The organism is Sinorhizobium chiapasense (assembly GCF_036488675.1).
Taxonomy (GTDB): Bacteria; Pseudomonadota; Alphaproteobacteria; order Rhizobiales; family Rhizobiaceae; genus Sinorhizobium; species Sinorhizobium chiapasense.
Window position 1 is genome coordinate 670048 of record NZ_CP133152.1, and the last position, 19740, is coordinate 689787.

The window sequence follows — 19740 nt, forward strand, 5'->3', positions numbered from 1 at the left end:
CAGCGGATCGAGATTTTTGTCGAGGATCGCTCGCTGGCGAGCGGCCGCCCTGAGCACCAAAGTCGGCAACTTTTCAGGACATGCTCCGGTGTCAGCTCCCCTCGGACCAGAAATCGATGCCGTCCATTCGAGCTACGAGCGCACCTGACTTCATCACGAGAATTCCACTCAACCTCAGGCCAAAATCATTTGCCTGAAAGCCGGAATAGCGGAAAACTCAAGCGAGGCTGCCTGCTAACCGAGCGTCGCAATGGACGATACCGGCAGCTGCCCTTTGAGGGAGGAGAAAATGGCCGGAAACCATTCAGACCCTAGCGGACCCGATCTTGCCCTCGGCATTGCGCTCGCCGATCTCCCCGACGGCGGCAAGCTGGTCGGCCATCGCGACGGCGAGCCCGTGCTACTGGTGCGCCGCGGAGAAGAGATATTCGCCGTTTCTGCCGCCTGTTCGCACTATGGTGGGCCGCTGGTCGACGGTCTCGTCGCCGACGACAGCGTCCGCTGTCCCTGGCACCACGCCTGCTTCGACCTGCGCACCGGGGAGGCCCTGCGCGCGCCTGCCCTGTCGCCGCTCGCTTGCTGGCCGGTCGAGCAGCGCGACGAAAGGATTTTCGTTGGCGAGAAGCGCAAGAAACCGTCGCCGGCCCCGCGTGAAAGCGATGCCGAGGTGTCTCCGGAAAGGATCGTCATCGTCGGCGGTGGCGCGGCCGGTTTTGCCGCCGCCGAGAGACTGCGGCGTGAACAATATCAGGGCGACATCGTCATGATCAGCGACGACGAGGCGCTGCCCGTCGACCGCCCCAACCTGTCGAAGGACTATCTGGCGGGCAAGGCTCCCGAAGACTGGATCCCGCTGCGCAAGGAAGGCTTTTATGCCAGGAACGGCATCGACCTGCGCCTCGGAACCAAGGTTGCCGGCATCGATGTCCGTGCCAGCGAGGTCGTGATCGCCGACGGGGCACGGGTCGCCTTCGACAAATTGCTGCTGGCGACCGGCGCCGAACCGGTGCGCCTGACCATACCCGGCGCCGACCAGCCGCATGTCCACACGCTGCGCTCGCTGGCCGATAGCCGCAGGATCATCGCGCAGACCAGCGCGGCGCGGCACGCTGTCGTGCTCGGCGCCAGCTTCATCGGCCTCGAGGTTGCCGCCGCTCTTCGGACCCGCGGTGTCGACGTGCATGTGGTGGCGCCCGAGAAACGGCCGATGGAACGGGTGCTGGGCCCCCAGATGGGCGACTTCATCCGCGCCCTGCATGAGGAAAATGGGGTCGTTTTCTACCTTGAGGATACCGCGGCGAGCATCGGCGCGAGCGAAGTCCTGCTGAGCAGCGGCAGTGCGCTCGCCGCCGACATGGTCGTTGCCGGCATTGGCGTGCGACCGCGCGTCGATCTCGCCGAAAGAGCCGGTCTCGCCACCGATCGGGGCGTTTTGGTCGATGGCTATCTCGAGACCAGCGTGCCGGGGATATATGCGGCTGGCGACATCGCACGGTGGCCCGACCCCCACAGCGGCGAGAACATCCGGGTGGAGCACTGGGTGGTGGCGCAGCGGCAGGGTGCTGCCGCTGCCCTCAACATGCTCGGACGCCGGAAGAAGTTCACGGATGTGCCGTTCTTCTGGAGCCAACACTACGACATTCCGATCAACTATGTCGGCCACGCCGAGGGATGGGACGCGATCGAGGTCGAGGGCGACGTCGCCGCAAGGGACTGTGTCCTGCGCTTCAAGCGCGGCGGACGCGTTCTGGCGGTTGCGACGATCTTCCGCGATACGGAAAGCCTCGAGGCAGAGCTGGCGATGGAGCAGAGCGAGGCCCAGAGCCTCCCGCTTTCAAGTGGAATCACTGAAAGCGGATAAGATGCTCTAGAATCAAAGTGCTAGAGCGTCCTTTGTGCGTTCGCTTGAACGCACGGCGCTTCTAGTGCACCGTGGACCGCGGCGTTCCACCTGGAAACAGCGCAAGCAGCGCGATGCCGTGCCGCAAGAGAAGCTCAGCGGCAGGCAGGTTGTTTGTCACGACGTCGCCAGCGCAGCCGCTTATGATCCTAGCCAGACTGATCGAGTTCGCCGCAAACCTCTCGTTGCCGATTTCCTGCGCCTTCTCGGCCGTCGCCTCAAGCGCATCGGCGACCGACGTCATCAAATCCGAGCGCTCGCGGAGCGTCATTGCGTCCAGTGTCTTGGCAGATTCCCGCATGGCTATCTCTCTGTGGTCGGCGGCCAGTCAGCCGGGGCGGACGTCTACCGCCTTGATTGGTTGACTATTGGCGTCCGAGAGCTCCGGAGCCTCTTCCCACCTCACAGATCGGAACTCGGCACGGCTAATGCAAGGAATGGCTACTATGCGCTTTGCGGATGCCGCGCGGTCGCAGTGGCGGACCGGCACTCGAAACAAACGGCCCAAACGGCAATTGCGGGAGACCCAGGTCCGTTTGCTGCTGCGATGTCGCCTTCACCACGGTGGCAACGAATGCCCAGCAGTCCACCCTTCTGAGGCTTGCCTGCAAGCCGCCGGGTCGCTGGGGCAAATGTTCGTCTTTGATCTTGCCATCGTATATCCATGGCCCTTTAATGTTGAGAGGCTTGGCGGCGCCCAACTGGCTGAGGAGGATCAGCCCTCATGAAGCCAATGAATGAAAAGCACCTGGCGGTCCTACGCAGGCACATGGTCGAGGTGATTGCAATCTATGCCGACCTTGAGAGCGAAGAACTAGGCAAGGCGGCGCTCGATGAGCGGGTTATGGCAGCGATGTTGCGGGTGCCCCGGCATCTCTTCGTGCCCGCCGCGGCTGCGCCCTTCGCCTACCAGGACATGCCATTGCCTATCGGCTTCGATAAAACCGTGTCGCAGCCCTTCATGGTCGCTCTCATGACCGATCTCCTCGCCCCCCAACCGCATGAGGCAGTGCTCGAGATCGGCACCGGCCTGGGCTACCAAACCGCAATTCTCGCGGAACTCGCCGGGCAAGTTTGGAGCGTCGAAATCATCGAAGAATTCGCAAGCCATGCCGAGGCTCTCCTACTGGGGCTCGGCATTTCAAATGTCGGCATTCGTATCGGCGACGGGTCTCGCGGCTGGCCTGAGCACGCCCCATTCGACAAGATCCTGGTCACGGCAGCGGCTGAGGAGGCGCCGCCGGCTTTGATCGAGCAGCTCAAGCCAATGGGCCGTCTGGTTCTTCCCGTGGGATCTGAAGAACAGGTGCTAACCGTCATCGACAAGGATTCGGCGGGGCAACTCGAGGCGCGGCAACTCATTCCGGTTCGGTTCAGCCGGCTCGAGGCGGCCTGATGCGCGTGTGGACATCGGGCTCAAAAGCCATGATAGACTCCTCCGGCAAGGGACCGTTTGCCACACTCATGCAGGGCAAATCGACTGCCCGAGGTCATGGTTCATCCCTCGCCTTGAAGAGATTTTAACCGAAGACACCGAGAAAGCAGCGTCGATTGCGTCCAATCGCCGTCGAACTCGACAGGCCACATCTGAGCGCCCTGCGACGCACGCAGGCCCACACACTTCAGGAGAACTCATGTTTGACCACGTCAAATTCGGAGTCAGCGACTATGCAGCGAGCAAAGCGTTCTTCCTCAAGGCACTCGAACCGCTCGGCGTAGCTATTGTCTCGGAGGGACCGCCTTCGTACGGTGTCGAGCTTAGCCCGAAGGGTAAGGCCTCATTGTGCCTGTACCAAACCGAGGAGAAGCCGGCGCATCTTCACTTGGCGTTCACGGCCGAGAATCGCCAGCAAGTAGAAGCTTTCTATCGCGCGGCTCTGGAGGCGGGTGGCAAAGACAATGGTGCGCCTGGTCTGCGCCCGCACTACCACACGAACTACTATGCAGCTTTCGTCATTGGTCCGGACGGGCACAACATCGAAGCGGTTTGCCACGAACCTGAGGCTTGACCCTTCCATCAAGGGGCGCGCCACAAGTAAGCCGACGTCTGATCGAGATGAGACTTCGGAGGAAGGGGTGGCGCTTCGCCGCCCCTTTTACGCTTGCTTATTCTTTCGCCCTTGGCTTTTTTGCGAAAACCTATAATACAGGTTTTCAAAAGTCATAGGATAAAGAATGAGCGAAACGTTACCGCCCACTCCATCGTCCGGCGACCTCGTGGCGGGCGCGGTCTCGCAGATATCCGCGCTCATCCGCGGAAGCCAGCTGAAGCCGGGGGATCGCCTGCCCTCCGAAGCCGCCCTGACGGAAAGTCTCAGCGTGTCCCGCACCGTGGTTCGCGAGGCCCTGCGTTCGCTCGCCGCGATGCGACTGATCGACCTCGGCGCCGGCAAGCGGCCCACCGTCGCCGAACTCGACGACAGTTCCATCGCCATGACCTTCCGGCACGGCCTGTTCACCGACCAGATCGACATCCGCCAGATCTATGACGCGCGCCGCACCATCGAGGGGCGTACGGCAACGCTCGCCGCCCTGCTGCGCACCGAGAAGGAGGCGGACGAGATGCTCGGCTTCGCCCGCGCCATGCAGAACCGCCTCGATCAACCGGCGGTCGTCATGGAAAACGACCTCGCCCTTCATCTGGCGATCGCGCGCACCTCGAGGAACCCCATCTTCGCCCTCATGATCGGCGCCTTTCAGGGCGTGATCGTCGAGAGCTGGCCGATCGGCTGGAAGGCCCGCGCTACCGACGACGAACGCGAAGTCATGAACCGCCTGCACCTCGCCCTCGCCGAGGCGATAGCCGCCTCCGATCCTCAGGCGGCCTCGACCATCATGGACCGGCATTTCGACGAGAGCCTCAAGGCTCTCGCCCGTGCCGGCCTGACCTGAACCACGAAACTGGAGTTCCCATGAAAATCACAGGTCTCGAAACCGTGCGCGTCGCTGAGCGCGCCAATCTCCTCTGGCTGCTCGTGCACACCGACGAAGGCATAACCGGCCTCGGGGAAACCTTCTTCGGCGCGGAGACCGTCGAAGCCTACATCCACGAATACATCGCGCCGCGGGTCATCGGCCGTGATCCGCTGGAGATCGACCGCCTCGCGGCCGACCTCGTCGGCTATGTCGGTTTCCGTTCCTCCGGCGCAGAAGTGCGCGGCAACTCCGCCTTCGACATCGCGCTCTGGGACATTTTCGGGAAGGCGACGGGGCAGCCGATCGCCCAGCTCCTCGGCGGGTTCACGCGCCGCGAGATCCGTACCTATAACACGTGCGCCGGCACCGAATACATCAAGAAGGCGACCGGCCAGACGACCTCCAACTATGGCCTTTCGACTGGCAAGGACTATGACGACCTGAACGGTTTCCTGCACCGCGCCGACGAACTGGCGCTCTCGCTGCTCGAAGACGGCATCACCGCCATGAAGATTTGGCCGTTCGACGCGGCCGCCGAAAAGACGCGCGGCCAGTATATCTCGGTTCCCGACCTAAAGCAGGCGCTCGTTCCCTTCGAAAAGATCCGCGCTGCCGTTGGCGACAGGATGGACATCATGGTCGAGTTTCACTCCACGTGGCAGTTGCTGCCGGCCATGCAGATGGCCAAGGCGCTCGCTCCCTTCAACACCTTCTGGCATGAAGATCCGATCAAGATGGACAGCCTTTCGAGCCTGAAGCGCTATGCCGAAGTCTCCCCGGCCCCGATCTCGGCCTCCGAAACGCTCGCTACCCGGTGGGGTTTCCGCGACTACCTCGAAAGCGGCGCGGCCGGCATCGTCATGCTCGACATATCCTGGTGCGGCGGGCTCTCGGAAGCCCGCAAGATCGCGTCGATGGCCGAAGCCTGGCACCTGCCCGTCGCCCCCCATGATTGCACCGGCCCGGTGGTGCTCTGCGCCTCGACCCATCTGTCGCTCAATGCACCCAATGCGCTGGTCCAGGAAAGCGTGCGCGCCTTCTACAACACCTGGTATCGCGACCTTGTGACCGCGCTGCCGGAGGTGAAGAACGGGATGATCACGGTCCCCCCGGGCCCGGGGCTTGGCATGGAGCTTCATCCCGACATCGAGAGGACATTCACGGTCAGCCGCCGCATGTCCGACGCCTCAGCGATCTGATTGACGTGACGGCCTAGGGAGAAAAAAGGACGACGGCGCCGGCCCTTGGGCACGCCAAAGCCGGCGCCAAGCCTCCTCGGCGCCGGCCTTCATGCGGGACAGCCTTCTCGATACGCGCAACATAAAATAAGCCCGCAGCGGAGACCGCTGCGGGCTTATTTTATGGCGCGGTCACTAAGGACTGCCACTACAGCGCCGCGCGTCTTATCAGACGCGCAAAGGACGCTGTAGCACTTTGAATTGCCGCATGTTTCAAATCCTTAAATCGGCTACGATTTAAGGAAACGTGCAGTAGGGAGACTACTTGCGGATCTCGGCGAGTTCGGCAAGGACTGCGTCCACGACGTCAGCACCGATCTCGTCCATGTGCTTTTGGTAAACAACCATCGACTTCTCGCGGATGCGAGCCTGCTCTTCCGGAGAGAGGGCGTTCACTTCCAGGCCAGCCGCCTTGATCTTCTCGAGCGACTTCTTGTTCAGGTCGCCGATAACCTGGCGCTCGACATCACGACCGACGGTAGCGCACTCGCGCAGAGCCGCCTGTTCATCGGGCGTGTAGGTGTCGAAGATCGCCTTGGAGAAGAGGAAGAGGAACGGCGTGTAGGCGTGGTTGGTCTCGGTGACGTATTTCTGCACTTCGAAGAACTTCGAGGTGTCGATCGTCACATAGGGGTTTTCCTGGGCGTCGATCGTCTTGGTTTCCAGAGCCGAGAAGACTTCGCCGAAGGCCATCGGAGTAGCGTTGGCGCCGAGGTTCTGGAAGGTGTCGAGGAAGACGTTGTTCTGCATGACGCGAACCTTCATGCCCTCGAAGTCTTCCCACTTGGTGACCGGACGCACCGAGTTGGACAGGTTACGGAATCCGTTTTCCCAGTAAGCGAGGTTAACGAGGCCAACGGCTTCGAGCTTCTTGTTCATCCTCTCGCCGAAGTCGCCGTCGAGAACCTTGTAGGCTTCCTCGGCGTTGGAGAAGAGGAACGGCAGGTCGAAGACGCCGAGAGCCGGCTCGATGCCGACGAGCGGAGACGACGAGGTGACGACGGCCTCCTGAACGCCCGAACGGAGCGCCTGGGTTGCCTGCAGGTCGCCGCCGAGCGCGCCGCCCCAGAAGGCGGTCAGTTTGAGTTTGCCGCCGGACTTTTCGTCCAGGCACTTCTGCATGGCCTCGATACCGTTGCCGACCGGGTGGTCGGCGTTGATGCCGTTAGACACGCGGATGTTGCGGTCGTTGAATTCGGCGAATGCCGGTGCCGACATGGTGCAAGCCAATGCGATGGCCGTGGTGGTCAGAAGCAGTTTTCTCATATTATCCTCCCAATGGATTGCTGAGTGAGAAGGTTGGACGTGCGGGCTGTCAGTGCAGCCAGCGCGCCGGGACGATGACCAAGTCCGGGAACAGGACCAGGAGAAAGAGCACGATCGCCTGCGCAACAAGGAACGGCCACACACCCGCCGTGACCTTTCCGAGCGGGATACGGCCGACGCCGCTGACGACGTTGAGAACGACGCCGACCGGCGGGGTCAGAAGACCGATGCAGTTGTTCATGATGAACAGGACGCCGAAGTAGACCGGGTCGATGCCCGCCTGCTTGATAATCGGCATGAGTACCGGCGTCAGGATCAGGATCGTCGGCGTCAGATCCAGGGCGGTACCGACGATCAGGACCAGGATCATGATAACGAACATCAGCAGGATCGGACGGTCGATCAGCGGTTCGATGAAGCCGGTGATCTCGGCCGGAATGTTCGCGGCGGTGATCAACCACGCGGAAACCAGCGCGGCGCACACCAGGAACATGATCACGGACGTCGTCTTCGCCGCCTGCAGGATCACGCGCGGAAGCTCTTTCCACGTCAGCTCACGGTAAATGAACAGGCCGACGAAGAGAGCGTAAGCCGCGGCGACGACGGCCGCTTCCGTGGGGGTGACCATACCCGCCTTGATGCCGCCGAGAATGATGACCGGCATCCCGAGCGCCCAGAGTGCCCGCCCGGTTATCCGGACGCGTTCCTTCATCGACGCGCGCGGAAGCGCCTCGACCTTGTCCTTGCGCACCACCATCAGCCAGGTGGCGATCAATGCAAAGCCCATCATGAGGCCGGGAACGATGCCTGCCATGAAGAGCTGCGTAATCGAAACGTTGGCGGCGACGCCGAAGACGATGAAGGCCATGGACGGCGGAATGACCGGGGCGATGATGCCGCCGGCGGCGATGAGGCCGGCCGAACGCGGGACATTGTAGCCCGCCTTGGCCATCATCGGGATAAGGATGGCGGCGAGCGCGGCGGTGTCCGCGGCCGCGGAGCCGGAAATGCTGGCCATGATCAGCGCGGCGACGATCGCCACGATGCCGAGACCGCCACGAATGTGGCCCACGCAGGCGATGGCGAAATCGATGATACGACGTGAAAGGCCGCCGGCGTTCATCAACTCGCCCGCCAGAATGAAGAAGGGAATGGCGAGCAAGGTGAAGGTGTCAGCCCCCGCGATCATGTTCTGGGCGATGATCTGGGTGTTGAACATACCCATGTACCACATGAGCACGACGCCGCAGAACATCAGCGAAAATGCAACCGGCACCCCGATCGCCATGGCTCCCAGCAGGGAACCAACAAAAACGAAAAGGGTCATCAGCTACGCTCCGCCATCTGTTCGAGCGTGAGGTTTTCGCCGGCGAAAGCCTCGATTTCTTCCTGGGTCACGCGACCGGTAAGGAGACGAACAAGACGTTCAAGCGCAATGACCACACAGCCGGCGCCGGTAAAGAAGCCGATGCCGTAGACGAAGCCCATCGACAGACCAGTCACGGGCGCCTTCATGCTCCAGTTGATCGGCAACTGCTTCCAGGTGCCCCAGAAGAAGATTGCCGAACAGCCGATGATCACCAGGTTGCTCAGGATCATGCAGACGATACGCCCCTTGCGGCCGAGAACCGCGACCAGCGTTTCGACGCCCAGGTGCCCGTGTTCGCGGAACGTCACGACGGCGCCGATGAAGGTTACCCAGACGAAGAAATAACGCGCAAGCTCGTCCGACACCGTAAGGCCGGAATTCATCGCGTAACGCATGACAACGTTCACGAAAACCATGATCGCCATTCCTGACATAAGGACGATCAGCAGGATCTCGAGAACCCTGTAAAATAGATCAATTGCCTTCTGCACTCGGTCCTCCCCGTGCGAAAATTACAAGAGGCCGCGCTTGGCGAGGTTTCGCATGAGGGCGCCGACCCCGAAGGTCCATTCCGGGCAGGCATTGCAGCGATCAACCCAGTTCACCAGACGCCCGAGCCTCGGCGTCGATATTTCCACCCGGTCGCCCACTTCGTGCGTGAAGCCCTGTCCGACGCCACGGCGATCCTTCACCGGTGCGAACATGGTGCCGAGGAACAGCACCGCGCCGTCCGGATACTGGTGATTGCGGTTGCGCAGTTGCGACACGAGGTTTTCCGGGCTGCGGCTGATCGCTTCCATCGGGCTTTCGCCGGTCATCTCGAAACCGTCCTCGCCCTTGACCAGCAGCGAGACGCGAACCTTGCGCAGGTCGTCGATCGTGAAGCGCTCGTCGAACAGGCGAATGAACGGGCCGATCGAGCAGGACGCATTGTTGTCCTTCGCCTTGCCGAGCAGCAGGGCAGAACGGCCTTCGACGTCACGAAGGTTTACGTCGTTGCCGAGTGTAGCGCCGAGGATCGTACCGTCAGAACGAACTGCGAGCACAACTTCCGGCTCGGGATTGTTCCACTGCGAGATCGGATGAATGCCGACCGTGTCGCCACAGCCGACGGATGACATGGGCTGCGACTTGGTGAAGATCTCGGCGTCGGGGCCGATTCCGACTTCGAGGTACTGCGACCAGAGGTTCATGTCCTGCAACAGCGCCTTGACCTTCGCCGCCTGCTCCGAACCGGCCACGAGACCGCGCAAGCTGTCGCCGAGCACTGGCGCCAGCCGTTCGCGGATTTCGAGTGCCCGGGAGGAATCGCCCTTGGCCTGCTCCTCGATCACGCGTTCGAGCATGCTGTCGGCGAAGGTGACGCCGGCCGCCTTGATCGACTGAAGGTCGATCGGCGCCAGAAGTTCGCCGGCCTTCCCGGAGAGGAAATCGTCGAGAGAGCCGAGATCGGCAAGAGCGGTCGCGGATTTCAGCCTGTCGACCAGCCCATCCTGCTCGAACAGGAAGGAAACGGTGGTGGCGATGGTCGTCAGGTCGAGCACGCGTCCATCGCGCACCAGTACCGGGCAAGGGCCATCGACAGCCGTCGACCACACACGCCCAACCAGAACGGCCTGCGCTGCGTCTTCCGGCAAAACTGCGGCCGCGGAAAGTGAATGCTTGGAAACCAAGTGCATCCCCCCTTTTCGAATGTCTCCCAGGCAGCGACCTCCCGCCGCCTTGCCTTATTGTCAGGATGTCTGACAACACTTCTGTATCGTTTTAGTCGGACTCCATCGCACTGTCCAGCGTGCAAATGAGGGCTTGTTCAAAAAGCCAACATGATTGTGGTTCTCACCACCATCCGCGGACCCTCGACGATCCCGGCCTCGAGTTTAATCAAACGCGACCTCAAATAGGATCGAGCGTCAGGTCGAGCCGCTTCGCCGCCCCCAACAGGTGCATCTTCATCGCCTCCCTCGCCCGCTTCGGATCCCGGCTGGCAATGGCGTCGCGCAAGGCGACGTGCTCCTCGATCGTCACTTCGACGATCTCCTCGAGAACCGCGGCCGCGCGCGCCACATTGATCGCCAGGCTGATGCGCTCCGCGATGAACCCGATGAAGACCGAGAAGTATTCGTTTCCGGTGGCGGCAGCGACCGCGCGGTGAAACGCAAGGTCGGCGACGATGCCTTCCGCCGTCCACTTTTCCGCGCCGCTCATGCTGGCGAGCGTCTCGTCGATACGCGCAAGATCGTCGGCCGTATGGTGCAGCGCGGCCAGGCCCGCAGCCTCGATTTCCAGCGGCACACGCAACTGAAAGAGATCGCGGAAACTTTGGCGGTCGGCTAGGTCATCCTGTTCGATGCGAATCGGCCGGGCGTGAGGCTCGGTGACGAAGGCACCGACACCCTGGCGCGTCTCGACCAGTCCTTCGTTGCGCAGCTGCGCAATCGCCTCGCGCACCACGGACCGGCTCACGCCCAGCGCCTTGGCCAGAAAGTGCTCGGTCGGGAGCTTTTCGCCGGGACGCATCCGTCCTTCGGTGATGTCGCGCGCAATCTGACCGGCGATGCGCGCCGGCAGATGTTCGCTTCGCCTGATATGTCCGAATTCCATCGTCTTTACGCCCGCCTCCTCCGCGTCACGTGAGGGTTGTCTCTCAATCCCTCGCGAAACTCAATTGGCAACCGGGATTCATCCGAAGATCCGGATCGATCGCCGTCTTCGTCGCGGTCAGCAGCTTGCGCCGAACCTCGGACAGACGCGTGTCGAAGTCGGACTTCTTCAAGCGACCGATGCCATGCTCGGCACTGATCGAGCCGTGATAGCCGTCGAGCACTTCGTTGATGACCTTCTTGGCCTTGTAGATCCGCGCATCGATCTCACTACGCGGCAGGTCACCCGGCGGCAGCACGTTCAGGTGCACGTTGCCGTCGCCGACATGGCCGTAGGAGACGCAGACGCATTCCGGAAGCGCGTCGTAGACGGCCTTCTGCGCATCGCGCACGAAATCGGCCAGCCGCGACAGCGGAACGGAAACGTCGGTGCGCAAGTGCGGACCGCGCTTGGCCTGCCCCTCGTTCATGCCCTCGCGGAAAAGCCAGAGATTGCGCGACTGCGCCTTGGACGTGGCGACCACCCCGTCGACCACGAGACCGTCGCCCATGACACCTTCAAGGAAACGTTCCATCAGATCCGACACGTCGACCAGCCCCGAGCCCGAGATTTCGAGCAGCGCATAGGCCGGGTAGTCGCCCGACATCGGCATGGCGAGGTCCGGCATCGCCTCGCGCGCCAGTGTGAAGGCGAGCGGCGGCATGAACTCGAAGGCCGACAGAAGGTCGCAGCAGTCGCGACGGGCGCGGCGGTAGAGCGCAATCACGTCGTCGAGCGCATTCAATCCCAGAAGGGCGGTGGCCACCTGATCCGGCATCGGCATAAGCTTCACCGCGACGGCCGTGATGATCCCGAGCGTACCTTCGGCCCCGATGAACAACTGCTTCAGATCAATGCCGCGATTGTCCTTGCGCAGCGTCGACAACCCGTCGAAAATCGAACCGTCGGGCAGAACGACTTCCAGCCCCAGCACCAGTTCGCGCGTCATCCCGTAGCGCAGGACATTGATACCGCCGGCATTGGTGGAGACATTGCCGCCGATTCGGCAGGATCCCTGCGCACCGAGCGCGAGCGGGAAGAACATTCCAGCTTCCTCGACCTTGTCCTTGAATTCGGACAGGATAGCGCCCGCCTCGACGACGGCCGAAAAATCGTCGGCGTCAATCCGGCGGATGGCATTCATGCGCTCGAGGCTGAGCACCACCTGGCTTTCCGGCGCATCCGGCGTGGCACCCAGCACCAGGCCGGTGTTGCCGCCCTGCGGCACGATCGCAACGCCGAGTTCGGCGCAAACGCGCACCGCCTTCGAGACGTCATCGGTGGTGCGCGGACGAAGGACCGCGATCGCTCCGGTGGTCAAATCACCGTGCCAGTCACGACAATAGCGCTCCACCTCTTCCCCGAGGAGAACCAGGTCTGCCCCGAGGGCGTCCACGAATTTCTGCTGATATGACTGGATGCTCACGCTCACGTGTCCCTCCCCGCGGCGTTCCAGGGCCCCAGCCGAAACCGTGACGACCTGTGCGGGATGCCAACTATTCTGTTTCCAAACGCATCATATAAGGTTATCAGACAACCTTACAATGTCTTTTTTCGGCTGAACGGTTCGCATCTTCGTCGAAAGGTGGGAACGAAAGCATGGAGGAGGTAATCACATGCACATTCTGATCATCGGCGCCGCCGGCATGGTGGGTCGCAAGCTCGCGGCACGTCTTGCAAAGGACGGAAACCTCGACGGTCGCGCCATCGACGCGATGACCCTGGTCGACGTCGTCACCCCGGAAGCGCCGGCGGATTTCACCGGGAAAACCGTCCTTGAAACCGCCGACCTTTCGTCTGCCGGCGAAGCCGAGCGCCTGGTCGCCGGCCGGCCGGACGTGATCTTCCATCTCGCCGCCATCGTATCGGGCGAAGCCGAACTCGACTTCGACAAGGGCTACCGAATCAACCTCGACGGCACCCGTTACCTGTTCGACGCGATCCGCATCGCCCACGGCCAGGACGGCTACAAGCCGCGCGTCGTCTTCACCTCGTCGATCGCCGTTTTCGGCGCCCCCCTGCCCTATCCGATCCCGGACGAGTTCCACACCACGCCGCTGACCAGCTACGGCACCCAGAAGGCCATCTGCGAACTCCTGCTGTCGGACTATTCGCGCCGCGGCTTCTTCGACGGCATCGGCATCCGCCTTCCGACCATCTGCATCCGTCCGGGCAAGCCGAACAAGGCTGCCTCCGGCTTCTTCTCCAATATCCTGCGCGAGCCGCTAGTCGGCCAGGAAGCCGTGCTTCCGGTCTCCGAGGACATCCGCCACTGGCATGCCTCGCCGCGCTCGGCCGTCGGCTTCCTGATCCACGGCGCGACCATCGGCGTCGAAAAGGTCGGCCCGCGCCGCAACCTTTCCATGCCGGGCCTCAGCGCCACCGTCGGCGAACAGATCGCGGCTCTGCGCCGCGTCGCCGGCGAGAAGGCCGTGTCGCTCATCCGTCGCGAGCCCGACGAGATGATCATGCGTATGTGCGCCGGCTGGGCGCCCGGTTTCGAAGCCAAACGCGCCATCGAACTCGGCTTCACCGCCGAAAAATCCTTCGACGAGATTATCAAGGTCCATATCGAGGACGAACTGGGTGGCAGGCTCTGATGACCGCGGACAAAGCGAATGCGTCCCGGCGCATTGCCTTTCTCGGCACCGGGCTCATGGGCGCGCCGATGGCGCGCCGCCTGCTGAAGGCAGGTTTTCCCGTCACCGTCTGGAACCGTGACGCCTCCAAAGCCGAAGCACTGGCGACCGCCGGTGCAAGCCTCGCAGCGACGGCCGCCGACGCTGCACGTGATGCGGACATCGTCTTCACCATGCTGAGCGACGGAAACGCGGTCGGCCAGGTCCTGTTCGAAGCCGGCGTCGCCGAAGTCCTGAAGGTCGGCGCGATCGTCGTCGATTCCTCGTCGATCGCCGCGCCGATCGCCCGCGATCACGCCGCCCGCCTCGCTGAGCTCGACGTCGCCCACGTCGACGCCCCGGTCTCCGGCGGCGTCGTCGGCGCCGAAGCCGGGACACTCGCCATCATGGCCGGCGGCGAGGCCGAGGTTATCGCCGACCTTACGGACGTCTTTGCCGCGCTTGGCCGCGTCACGCACGTCGGCCCCGCCGGCGCCGGCCAGATCTGCAAGCTGGCCAACCAGCAGATCGTGGCCATCACGATCGGAGCGGTTGCCGAGGCGATGATCCTTGTGGAAGCCGGCGGTGCGGATCGCGGCAGGTTCCGCGACGCCATTCGCGGCGGCTTCGCCGAGAGCCGGATTCTTGACCTGCACGGCGCCCGCATGGTGAATCGCACCTTCGTCCCCGGCGGTCCCTCTCGGCTGCAACTGAAGGACCTGGATGCGGTCGCCGCCATGGCCGATCTCCTGGGACTGGAATTGCCGTTGACGGCCATGGTTCGGAGCGAATTTCGCGACTTCGTCACCGATGGCGGTGGCGAAAAGGATCACAGCGCGCTTCTGTTGCATCTGGAGAAGCTCAATGGGAGCGAACGGAAGGAAGATCAATGACCGACGACAAGAAGGCCACCCGGCGGCTGCGCTCGCAGGACTGGTTCGATAACCCCGAGCACCTGGACCTGACCGCGCTCTACCTGGAGCGCTTCATGAACTACGGCACCACACCGGAAGAGCTGCGGTCCGGCAAGCCGATCATCGGAATCGCCCAGTCGGGCAGCGACCTCAACCCCTGCAACCGCCACCATCTGGAGCTGGCAAAGCGCCTGCGCGACGGCATCCGCGATGCGGGCGGCATCCCGATCGAGTTCCCGACCCATCCGCTGTTCGAGAACTGCAAGAGGCCGACGGCGGCGCTCGACCGCAACCTCGCCTATCTCGGACTGGTCGAAATCCTTTACGGCTATCCGCTCGACGGCGTGATCCTGACCACCGGCTGCGACAAGACCACCCCGTCGGCGCTGATGGCCGCCTCGACTGTCGACATTCCGGCGATCGTCTTCTCCGGCGGACCGATGCTCGACGGCTGGAACGACGGCGATCTCGTCGGCTCCGGCACGGTGATCTGGCGTTCGCGCCGCAAGTATGCCGCCGGCGAAATCACCCGCGAGCAGTTCCTCGAAGCGGCCCTCGATTCGGCTCCCTCGGTCGGCCATTGCAACACCATGGGCACGGCGTCGACGATGAACGCTATGGCCGAAGCGCTCGGCATGTCGCTGACCGGCTGTGCGGCCATCCCGGCAGCCTACCGCGAACGCGGCCAGATGGCCTATCGGACCGGTCGCCGCGCCGTTGAGCTCGTACTGGAAGACATCAAGCCGTCCGACATCCTGACGCGCGAGGCATTCCTGAACGCGATCAAGGTCAACTCGGCCATCGGCGGCTCGACCAATGCCCAGCCGCACCTGATGGCAATGGCCAAGCACGCGGGAGTGACGCTCAACCCGGACGATTGGCAGGTTCATGGCTACGACATACCCCTGCTCGCCAATGTCCAGCCGGCAGGTGCCTATCTCGGCGAACGTTTCCACCGTGCCGGCGGTGTGCCCGCCATCATGTGGGAACTGCTCATGGCCGGCAAGATCGACGGCGGCTGTCCGACGGTGACCGGCAAGACCGTGGCAGAAAACCTCGAAGGCCGCGAATCCGGCGACCGCGACGTGATCAGGCCTTTTGCCGAGCCGCTGCGCGAGCGCGCCGGCTTCCTCGTCCTCAAGGGTAATCTCTTCGATTTCGCCATCATGAAGATGAGCGTCGTTTCCGACAGCTTCCGCCAGCGCTACCTGCAGGAGCCGGGGCGTGAGGGCGTGTTCGAGGGTCGCGCCATCGTGTTCGACGGGTCCGAGGACTACCACAAGCGGATCAACGACCCCTCGCTCGACATCGACGAGAACTGCATCCTGGTGATTCGCGGCGCCGGTCCCAAGGGCTGGCCTGGCTCGGCCGAAGTGGTCAACATGCAGCCGCCGGATCACCTGCTGAAGCGCGGCATCATGAGCCTTCCGACGATCGGCGACGGCCGCCAGTCCGGCACGGCCGACAGCCCGTCGATCCTGAACGCCTCGCCCGAAAGCGCGGCCGGTGGCGGCCTTGCCTGGGTACGCACCGGCGACACCATCCGCATCGACTTCAACGACGGCCTCTGCGACATGTTGGTGGACGATGCCGAGATCGAGCGCCGCAAGGCGGAGGGTATTCCCAAGGTACCGCGTGACGCCACTCCCTGGCAGATGATCTACCGCCAGACCGTAACCCAGCTCGCCGACGGCGCGACGATCAGGGAGGCGGACGCGTTCCGCCAGATCTCCAGGACGCCGCCGCGGCACAATCACTGACGATCCGGCGATCGCCCGGGGCAAACCGCCCCGTGCGATCACCTGTTTGATCTGCCCCGGCGGACACCCCATCCGGCTTCGGGAGCCATTGTGCGAGGCAAGGGCGCGTCCGGAATCTTCAATGCCCGAGGAGGAGCCTTGCGCACAGGAGGCAAGGTGACTTGCGTGCGGGGACGTCGGAGAGATCGGAGGACCTAAATCCTCAAATATGGAATGTCAGGCTTGCGGCGGCGACAAGGCGAAACGGTCATGTATTCTCACGCGAGCGCCTCGGATCAGCGCCCGCGGACCATAGGTGAACCGATAGAAGCTTCCTTCGGGCCGCGGATGGGTCAAGGCGCCCGACAGAATGAGCGGCTCGATGAGTTTCTTCAGACGCTCCAGCATCGATGGGCTTTACCGCCCCAACTGTGGCCCCGAGCTCTGGAGATCCGTGCGTGCAAAGCCGGGATGGGCGTGCCTAACAGCTCCCCGGCCGCCGGCGTCGCTGCAGCTCAAAGGTGAACATCAACATCGCCAGCTTGGACTGGGCGTAAGCCTCAATGTAGCTGTAGCGGCGCTCCGATTGCAGATCACCCCTCCCCGCCTCTCTTGATTTTGCAAATCGTTTTGCAAAACGATTTGCAAAACGATTTGTAATCGCTTATTCAATGTGCATGACAACGATTGCCAAGGTTGCAAAACGAGCTGGCGTATCTCTGACCACGGTCTCGCACGTGTTGAACCACGCGGACCGTGTGTCGGCCGAAATGCGTCGAAGGGTAGAAGCGGCCATAGCCGAGCTGGGTTACGTGCCGAACCCTCAGGCCCAGAGCCTGCGCACGGGGCGGACCAACCTGGTGGCAATGCTGATCCCGGATATCTGCAATCCTTTCTATCCGGAACTCGTGAAAGCGGCGCAATCCGATCTCGAGGCGACGGGGCTGGATCTTCTGATCTTCAACACCGACGTTCCCGGCGGTCACTCGCAGGAGCATAGCCGCCAATACCTGAGACACATACGCAACCGCCGGATCGACGGATTGATCGCCGGCGACTTTGCCCTGCATGGCATGCACGACGCGTTGATCGACATCGACATTCCAACCGTCTTCATCGGCGACCTGCCAAATGCGGCGGTCGACAGCGTTAAGATCGATGATTTCGGCGGCGGCTACCAAATGGGCGCTTACCTCGCCAAGACAGGCCACAAGCGCGTCGCGCATGTTACGGGCCCCTCCTTCTTTGCCGAGGCCATGGCAAGGGCGACTGGCTTCGAACAGGGACTGCGCGATCACGGGGTGGAACCGATCGCCGAACTCCGGCGTGAAGGCACCTATCTCAGCCCGTCGGGACGGGAAGCGGTGGGCTGGCTGCTGGAGACCCATGGCGACCGCCTGCCTTCAGTCATTTTCTTCGGCAATTATCTCATGGCGGCGGGCGCGATCGCCGAACTCCATGACCGTGGCATTCGCATTCCCAAAGACATTGCGATTGCCGTTTTCGGCGATCAGCCACAGCTCGAGTATGTGCGGCCGCGGATCGCGCGTGTCGGCAACACCCCTTCGCTGCTTGCCCATCGAGCAACCGCCATGCTGCTCGAGCGGCTGTCGGGCGAGTATTCAGGGCCGCCTCGCTCGGAGGTGGTCCCCTGCATCCTTCACGCTTTCGATACGGCGTGAGGGGGAGCCGCCCCCCGGAAGAGGAGCCGGGGGCGTTACCAGCAAAAACCGGGAGGAAGTAATGAGTGACAATAAGAAGGCTTTTCCAACACTGACGCGTCGCGGCCTGCTGAAGGGCGGTGCGGCGGTTGCCGGCGGCATCGTCGGTCTCGGCGGGTTTCCCTACATCAACCGCCTGGCGGTGCGGGCACAGGAAACGCCGCTGAAATTCTGGCAGTTCTACGCGCCCGGCGGACCGGTGCCGAGCCAGGTAGCGTGGTTCGAGAAGACAGTCGCGGATTGGAACGACAGCCATCCGCAGAAGATTGAACTCGAGTTCATTCCGAACTCCGAGTATATCAGCGGTCCCAAACTGGCCACAGCCTTTGCCTCCGGCGAAGGTCCCGACATATTCATCATCTCGCCAGGCGACTTCCTGCGCTACTACAATGGCGGCGTCCTCAAGGATCTGACCCCCTTCATCGACGCCGCCGCCAAGGCGGACTTTCCCGAAAGCGTCATTGCCAACCGCATGGTGGACGGCAAGATCTTCGGCATCCCGATGGAAGTCGAGCCGATGGCCATGTACTATTCGGTCAAGGCCTTCGAGGAGGCCGGCCTCAACGAGAACGACGTTCCCAAGACGTGGGAGGAGTTGCTAGAGGTCGCGAAGAAGCTCACGACACCCGAGCGCTTCGGGGTGATGTTCGAGACCCAGCCGGGATACTACCAGAACTTCACATGGTATCCCTTCCTCTGGCAGGGCGGCGGTGACTTCCAGACGCCGGAGGGCAAGAGCAGCTTCGATTCGCCGGCAACGGTGCAGGCGCTCAAATTCTGGCAGGATGCGATCAACAGCGGCGTGGCGCCTCGCCAGATCATGGGAGCGGGCGGACATGACACCATCGCCAACCTCGCATCCGGCTATGTCGCCATGCAGAACGTCGGCATCTGGGGCATTTCGCAGCTTCAGAGCAATGCAAAGGATTTCCAGTATGGCACCTTTCCGCTGCCCACGCCGCCGAACGGCAAATATGTGACCGTCGGTGGCGGATGGGCATTCGTCGCCAATGCCAATGGCCGCAATTCCGATGCGGCAGGCGAGTTCTGCGCCTGGGCCCTCGCCTCCATGGATCAGGGCTCGATCGACAGGGTCGCCACCTGGTGCACCAAGGGGAAATCCGACATGCCGCCGCGCAACAGCGCGCTGAAGGCTGGCGGCGGGGCCTTCTCGACGGGTATGATCGGCAAGTTCGCCGAGGAGATCCATCCCGGAACCCGGGCGGAGCCGCGCGTGCCGCCGGAGGTCTACAAGATCATTTCCGACGCGATCCAGCAGACGCAACTGGGCGGCGCCGATCCGCAAGCCACGGCGACGGCCGCGTCTCAGCAACTCGACGCATTCCTTTCGAGCTATCAAGGCGCGCCGATCCTTTGACGGCCGAACCGGCGGCCGCATCCGATGTGGCCGCCTCAGCA

The 19740-nt window shown here is 62.8% G+C and carries 18 protein-coding genes; 10 read left to right on the top strand and 8 right to left on the bottom strand.

From position 1 onward, the window contains the following. The first annotated feature begins 289 nt into the window (after nt 1-289). Nucleotides 290-1861 carry an FAD-dependent oxidoreductase gene (locus RB548_RS27805; RefSeq protein WP_331376975.1) on the top strand — a complete coding sequence of 524 codons (1572 nt, stop codon included), beginning with the start codon at nt 290-292 and terminating at the stop codon, nt 1859-1861. A 61-nt stretch (nt 1862-1922) separates the two neighbouring features. Here the strand turns inward: RB548_RS27805 and RB548_RS27810 are convergent, their stop codons facing one another. Next, the gene (locus tag RB548_RS27810; RefSeq protein ID WP_331376976.1) at nt 1923-2201 is read right to left on the bottom strand and encodes a hypothetical protein; all 279 of its coding nucleotides are present in this window, start codon (nt 2199-2201) and stop codon (nt 1923-1925) included. Nucleotides 2202-2624: 423 nt separating this feature from the next. Between RB548_RS27810 and RB548_RS27815 the strand changes: the two genes are divergently transcribed. From RB548_RS27815 to RB548_RS27830, 4 genes are all read left to right on the top strand, one after another. Then, nucleotides 2625-3296 (top strand): protein-L-isoaspartate(D-aspartate) O-methyltransferase, encoded by a 672-nt coding sequence (locus RB548_RS27815; RefSeq protein WP_331376977.1) that lies wholly within the window; start codon nt 2625-2627, stop codon nt 3294-3296. A gap of 238 nt (nt 3297-3534) precedes the next feature. Next, on the top strand, nt 3535-3909 hold the full coding sequence (locus RB548_RS27820; protein WP_331376978.1) for a VOC family protein: 375 nt from the start codon (nt 3535-3537) through the stop codon (nt 3907-3909). A 166-nt stretch (nt 3910-4075) separates the two neighbouring features. Next, nucleotides 4076-4792 carry a FadR/GntR family transcriptional regulator gene (locus RB548_RS27825; RefSeq protein WP_331376979.1) on the top strand — a complete coding sequence of 239 codons (717 nt, stop codon included), beginning with the start codon at nt 4076-4078 and terminating at the stop codon, nt 4790-4792. 20 nt (nt 4793-4812) lie between these two features. Next, nucleotides 4813-6015, top strand: coding sequence for a mandelate racemase/muconate lactonizing enzyme family protein (locus tag RB548_RS27830; RefSeq protein WP_331376980.1), 1203 nt, complete (start codon nt 4813-4815; stop codon nt 6013-6015). 300 nt (nt 6016-6315) lie between these two features. Here the strand turns inward: RB548_RS27830 and RB548_RS27835 are convergent, their stop codons facing one another. From RB548_RS27835 to RB548_RS27860, 6 genes are all read right to left on the bottom strand, one after another. Next, a complete protein-coding gene (locus tag RB548_RS27835) occupies nt 6316-7320 on the bottom strand; it encodes a TRAP transporter substrate-binding protein (protein WP_331376981.1) in 1005 nt (334 codons plus the stop codon). Nucleotides 7321-7369: 49 nt separating this feature from the next. Beyond that, nucleotides 7370-8647 (bottom strand): TRAP transporter large permease, encoded by a 1278-nt coding sequence (locus RB548_RS27840; protein WP_331376982.1) that lies wholly within the window; start codon nt 8645-8647, stop codon nt 7370-7372. After that, a complete protein-coding gene (locus RB548_RS27845) occupies nt 8647-9180 on the bottom strand; it encodes a TRAP transporter small permease (protein WP_331376983.1) in 534 nt (177 codons plus the stop codon). Before RB548_RS27845 ends, RB548_RS27840 begins: the two co-directional genes overlap by 1 nt. 21 nt (nt 9181-9201) lie before the next feature. Next, complete coding sequence (locus RB548_RS27850; RefSeq protein ID WP_331376984.1) at nt 9202-10368, bottom strand: fumarylacetoacetate hydrolase family protein; 1167 nt, start codon at nt 10366-10368, stop codon at nt 9202-9204. A gap of 214 nt (nt 10369-10582) precedes the next feature. Next, nucleotides 10583-11290: a FadR/GntR family transcriptional regulator gene (locus tag RB548_RS27855; protein WP_331376985.1), complete on the bottom strand. Its 708-nt coding sequence runs from the start codon at nt 11288-11290 to the stop codon at nt 10583-10585. 43 nt (nt 11291-11333) lie between these two features. After that, complete coding sequence (locus RB548_RS27860; protein WP_408642498.1) at nt 11334-12725, bottom strand: FAD-binding oxidoreductase; 1392 nt, start codon at nt 12723-12725, stop codon at nt 11334-11336. 220 nt (nt 12726-12945) lie between these two features. On the opposite strand from RB548_RS27860, the gene denD reads away from it, so the two are divergent. The 3 genes from denD to RB548_RS27875 are packed head-to-tail and all read left to right on the top strand — an operon-like array spanning nt 12946 to nt 16621. Continuing rightward, the gene (gene denD, locus RB548_RS27865; protein WP_331376987.1) at nt 12946-13929 is read left to right on the top strand and encodes a D-erythronate dehydrogenase; all 984 of its coding nucleotides are present in this window, start codon (nt 12946-12948) and stop codon (nt 13927-13929) included. Continuing rightward, nucleotides 13929-14840 (top strand): NAD(P)-dependent oxidoreductase, encoded by a 912-nt coding sequence (locus tag RB548_RS27870; RefSeq protein ID WP_331376988.1) that lies wholly within the window; start codon nt 13929-13931, stop codon nt 14838-14840. Before denD ends, RB548_RS27870 begins: the two co-directional genes overlap by 1 nt. Then, a complete protein-coding gene (locus tag RB548_RS27875; RefSeq protein WP_331376989.1) occupies nt 14837-16621 on the top strand; it encodes an IlvD/Edd family dehydratase in 1785 nt (594 codons plus the stop codon). The genes RB548_RS27870 and RB548_RS27875 overlap by 4 nt, the downstream gene beginning before the upstream one ends. A gap of 216 nt (nt 16622-16837) precedes the next feature. Here the strand turns inward: RB548_RS27875 and RB548_RS27880 are convergent, their stop codons facing one another. After that, nucleotides 16838-17008, bottom strand: coding sequence for a hypothetical protein (locus tag RB548_RS27880; protein ID WP_331376990.1), 171 nt, complete (start codon nt 17006-17008; stop codon nt 16838-16840). A 269-nt stretch (nt 17009-17277) separates the two neighbouring features. Between RB548_RS27880 and RB548_RS27890 the strand changes: the two genes are divergently transcribed. Both RB548_RS27890 and RB548_RS27895 read left to right on the top strand, forming a co-directional pair. Continuing rightward, nucleotides 17278-18282, top strand: a complete 1005-nt coding sequence (locus tag RB548_RS27890; RefSeq protein ID WP_331376991.1) for a LacI family DNA-binding transcriptional regulator — start codon at nt 17278-17280, stop codon at nt 18280-18282. A gap of 61 nt (nt 18283-18343) precedes the next feature. Further along, a complete protein-coding gene (locus tag RB548_RS27895; protein WP_331376992.1) occupies nt 18344-19699 on the top strand; it encodes an ABC transporter substrate-binding protein in 1356 nt (451 codons plus the stop codon). Nucleotides 19700-19740 lie beyond the last annotated feature (41 nt).

Coding starts and splice junctions, on each gene's coding strand:
- RB548_RS27895 (WP_331376992.1), top strand. CDS start 18,344: ATGAGTGACAATAAGAAGGCTTTTCCAACACTGACGCGTCGCGGCCTG.
- RB548_RS27815 (WP_331376977.1), top strand. CDS start 2,625: ATGAAGCCAATGAATGAAAAGCACCTGGCGGTCCTACGCAGGCACATG.
- RB548_RS27855 (WP_331376985.1), bottom strand. CDS start 11,290: ATGGAATTCGGACATATCAGGCGAAGCGAACATCTGCCGGCGCGCATC.
- denD (WP_331376987.1), top strand. CDS start 12,946: ATGCACATTCTGATCATCGGCGCCGCCGGCATGGTGGGTCGCAAGCTC.
- RB548_RS27850 (WP_331376984.1), bottom strand. CDS start 10,368: ATGCACTTGGTTTCCAAGCATTCACTTTCCGCGGCCGCAGTTTTGCCG.
- RB548_RS27840 (WP_331376982.1), bottom strand. CDS start 8,647: ATGACCCTTTTCGTTTTTGTTGGTTCCCTGCTGGGAGCCATGGCGATC.
- RB548_RS27875 (WP_331376989.1), top strand. CDS start 14,837: ATGACCGACGACAAGAAGGCCACCCGGCGGCTGCGCTCGCAGGACTGG.
- RB548_RS27835 (WP_331376981.1), bottom strand. CDS start 7,320: ATGAGAAAACTGCTTCTGACCACCACGGCCATCGCATTGGCTTGCACC.
- RB548_RS27890 (WP_331376991.1), top strand. CDS start 17,278: ATGACAACGATTGCCAAGGTTGCAAAACGAGCTGGCGTATCTCTGACC.
- RB548_RS27830 (WP_331376980.1), top strand. CDS start 4,813: ATGAAAATCACAGGTCTCGAAACCGTGCGCGTCGCTGAGCGCGCCAAT.
- RB548_RS27810 (WP_331376976.1), bottom strand. CDS start 2,201: ATGCGGGAATCTGCCAAGACACTGGACGCAATGACGCTCCGCGAGCGC.
- RB548_RS27825 (WP_331376979.1), top strand. CDS start 4,076: ATGAGCGAAACGTTACCGCCCACTCCATCGTCCGGCGACCTCGTGGCG.
- RB548_RS27805 (WP_331376975.1), top strand. CDS start 290: ATGGCCGGAAACCATTCAGACCCTAGCGGACCCGATCTTGCCCTCGGC.
- RB548_RS27870 (WP_331376988.1), top strand. CDS start 13,929: ATGACCGCGGACAAAGCGAATGCGTCCCGGCGCATTGCCTTTCTCGGC.
- RB548_RS27820 (WP_331376978.1), top strand. CDS start 3,535: ATGTTTGACCACGTCAAATTCGGAGTCAGCGACTATGCAGCGAGCAAA.
- RB548_RS27880 (WP_331376990.1), bottom strand. CDS start 17,008: ATGCTGGAGCGTCTGAAGAAACTCATCGAGCCGCTCATTCTGTCGGGC.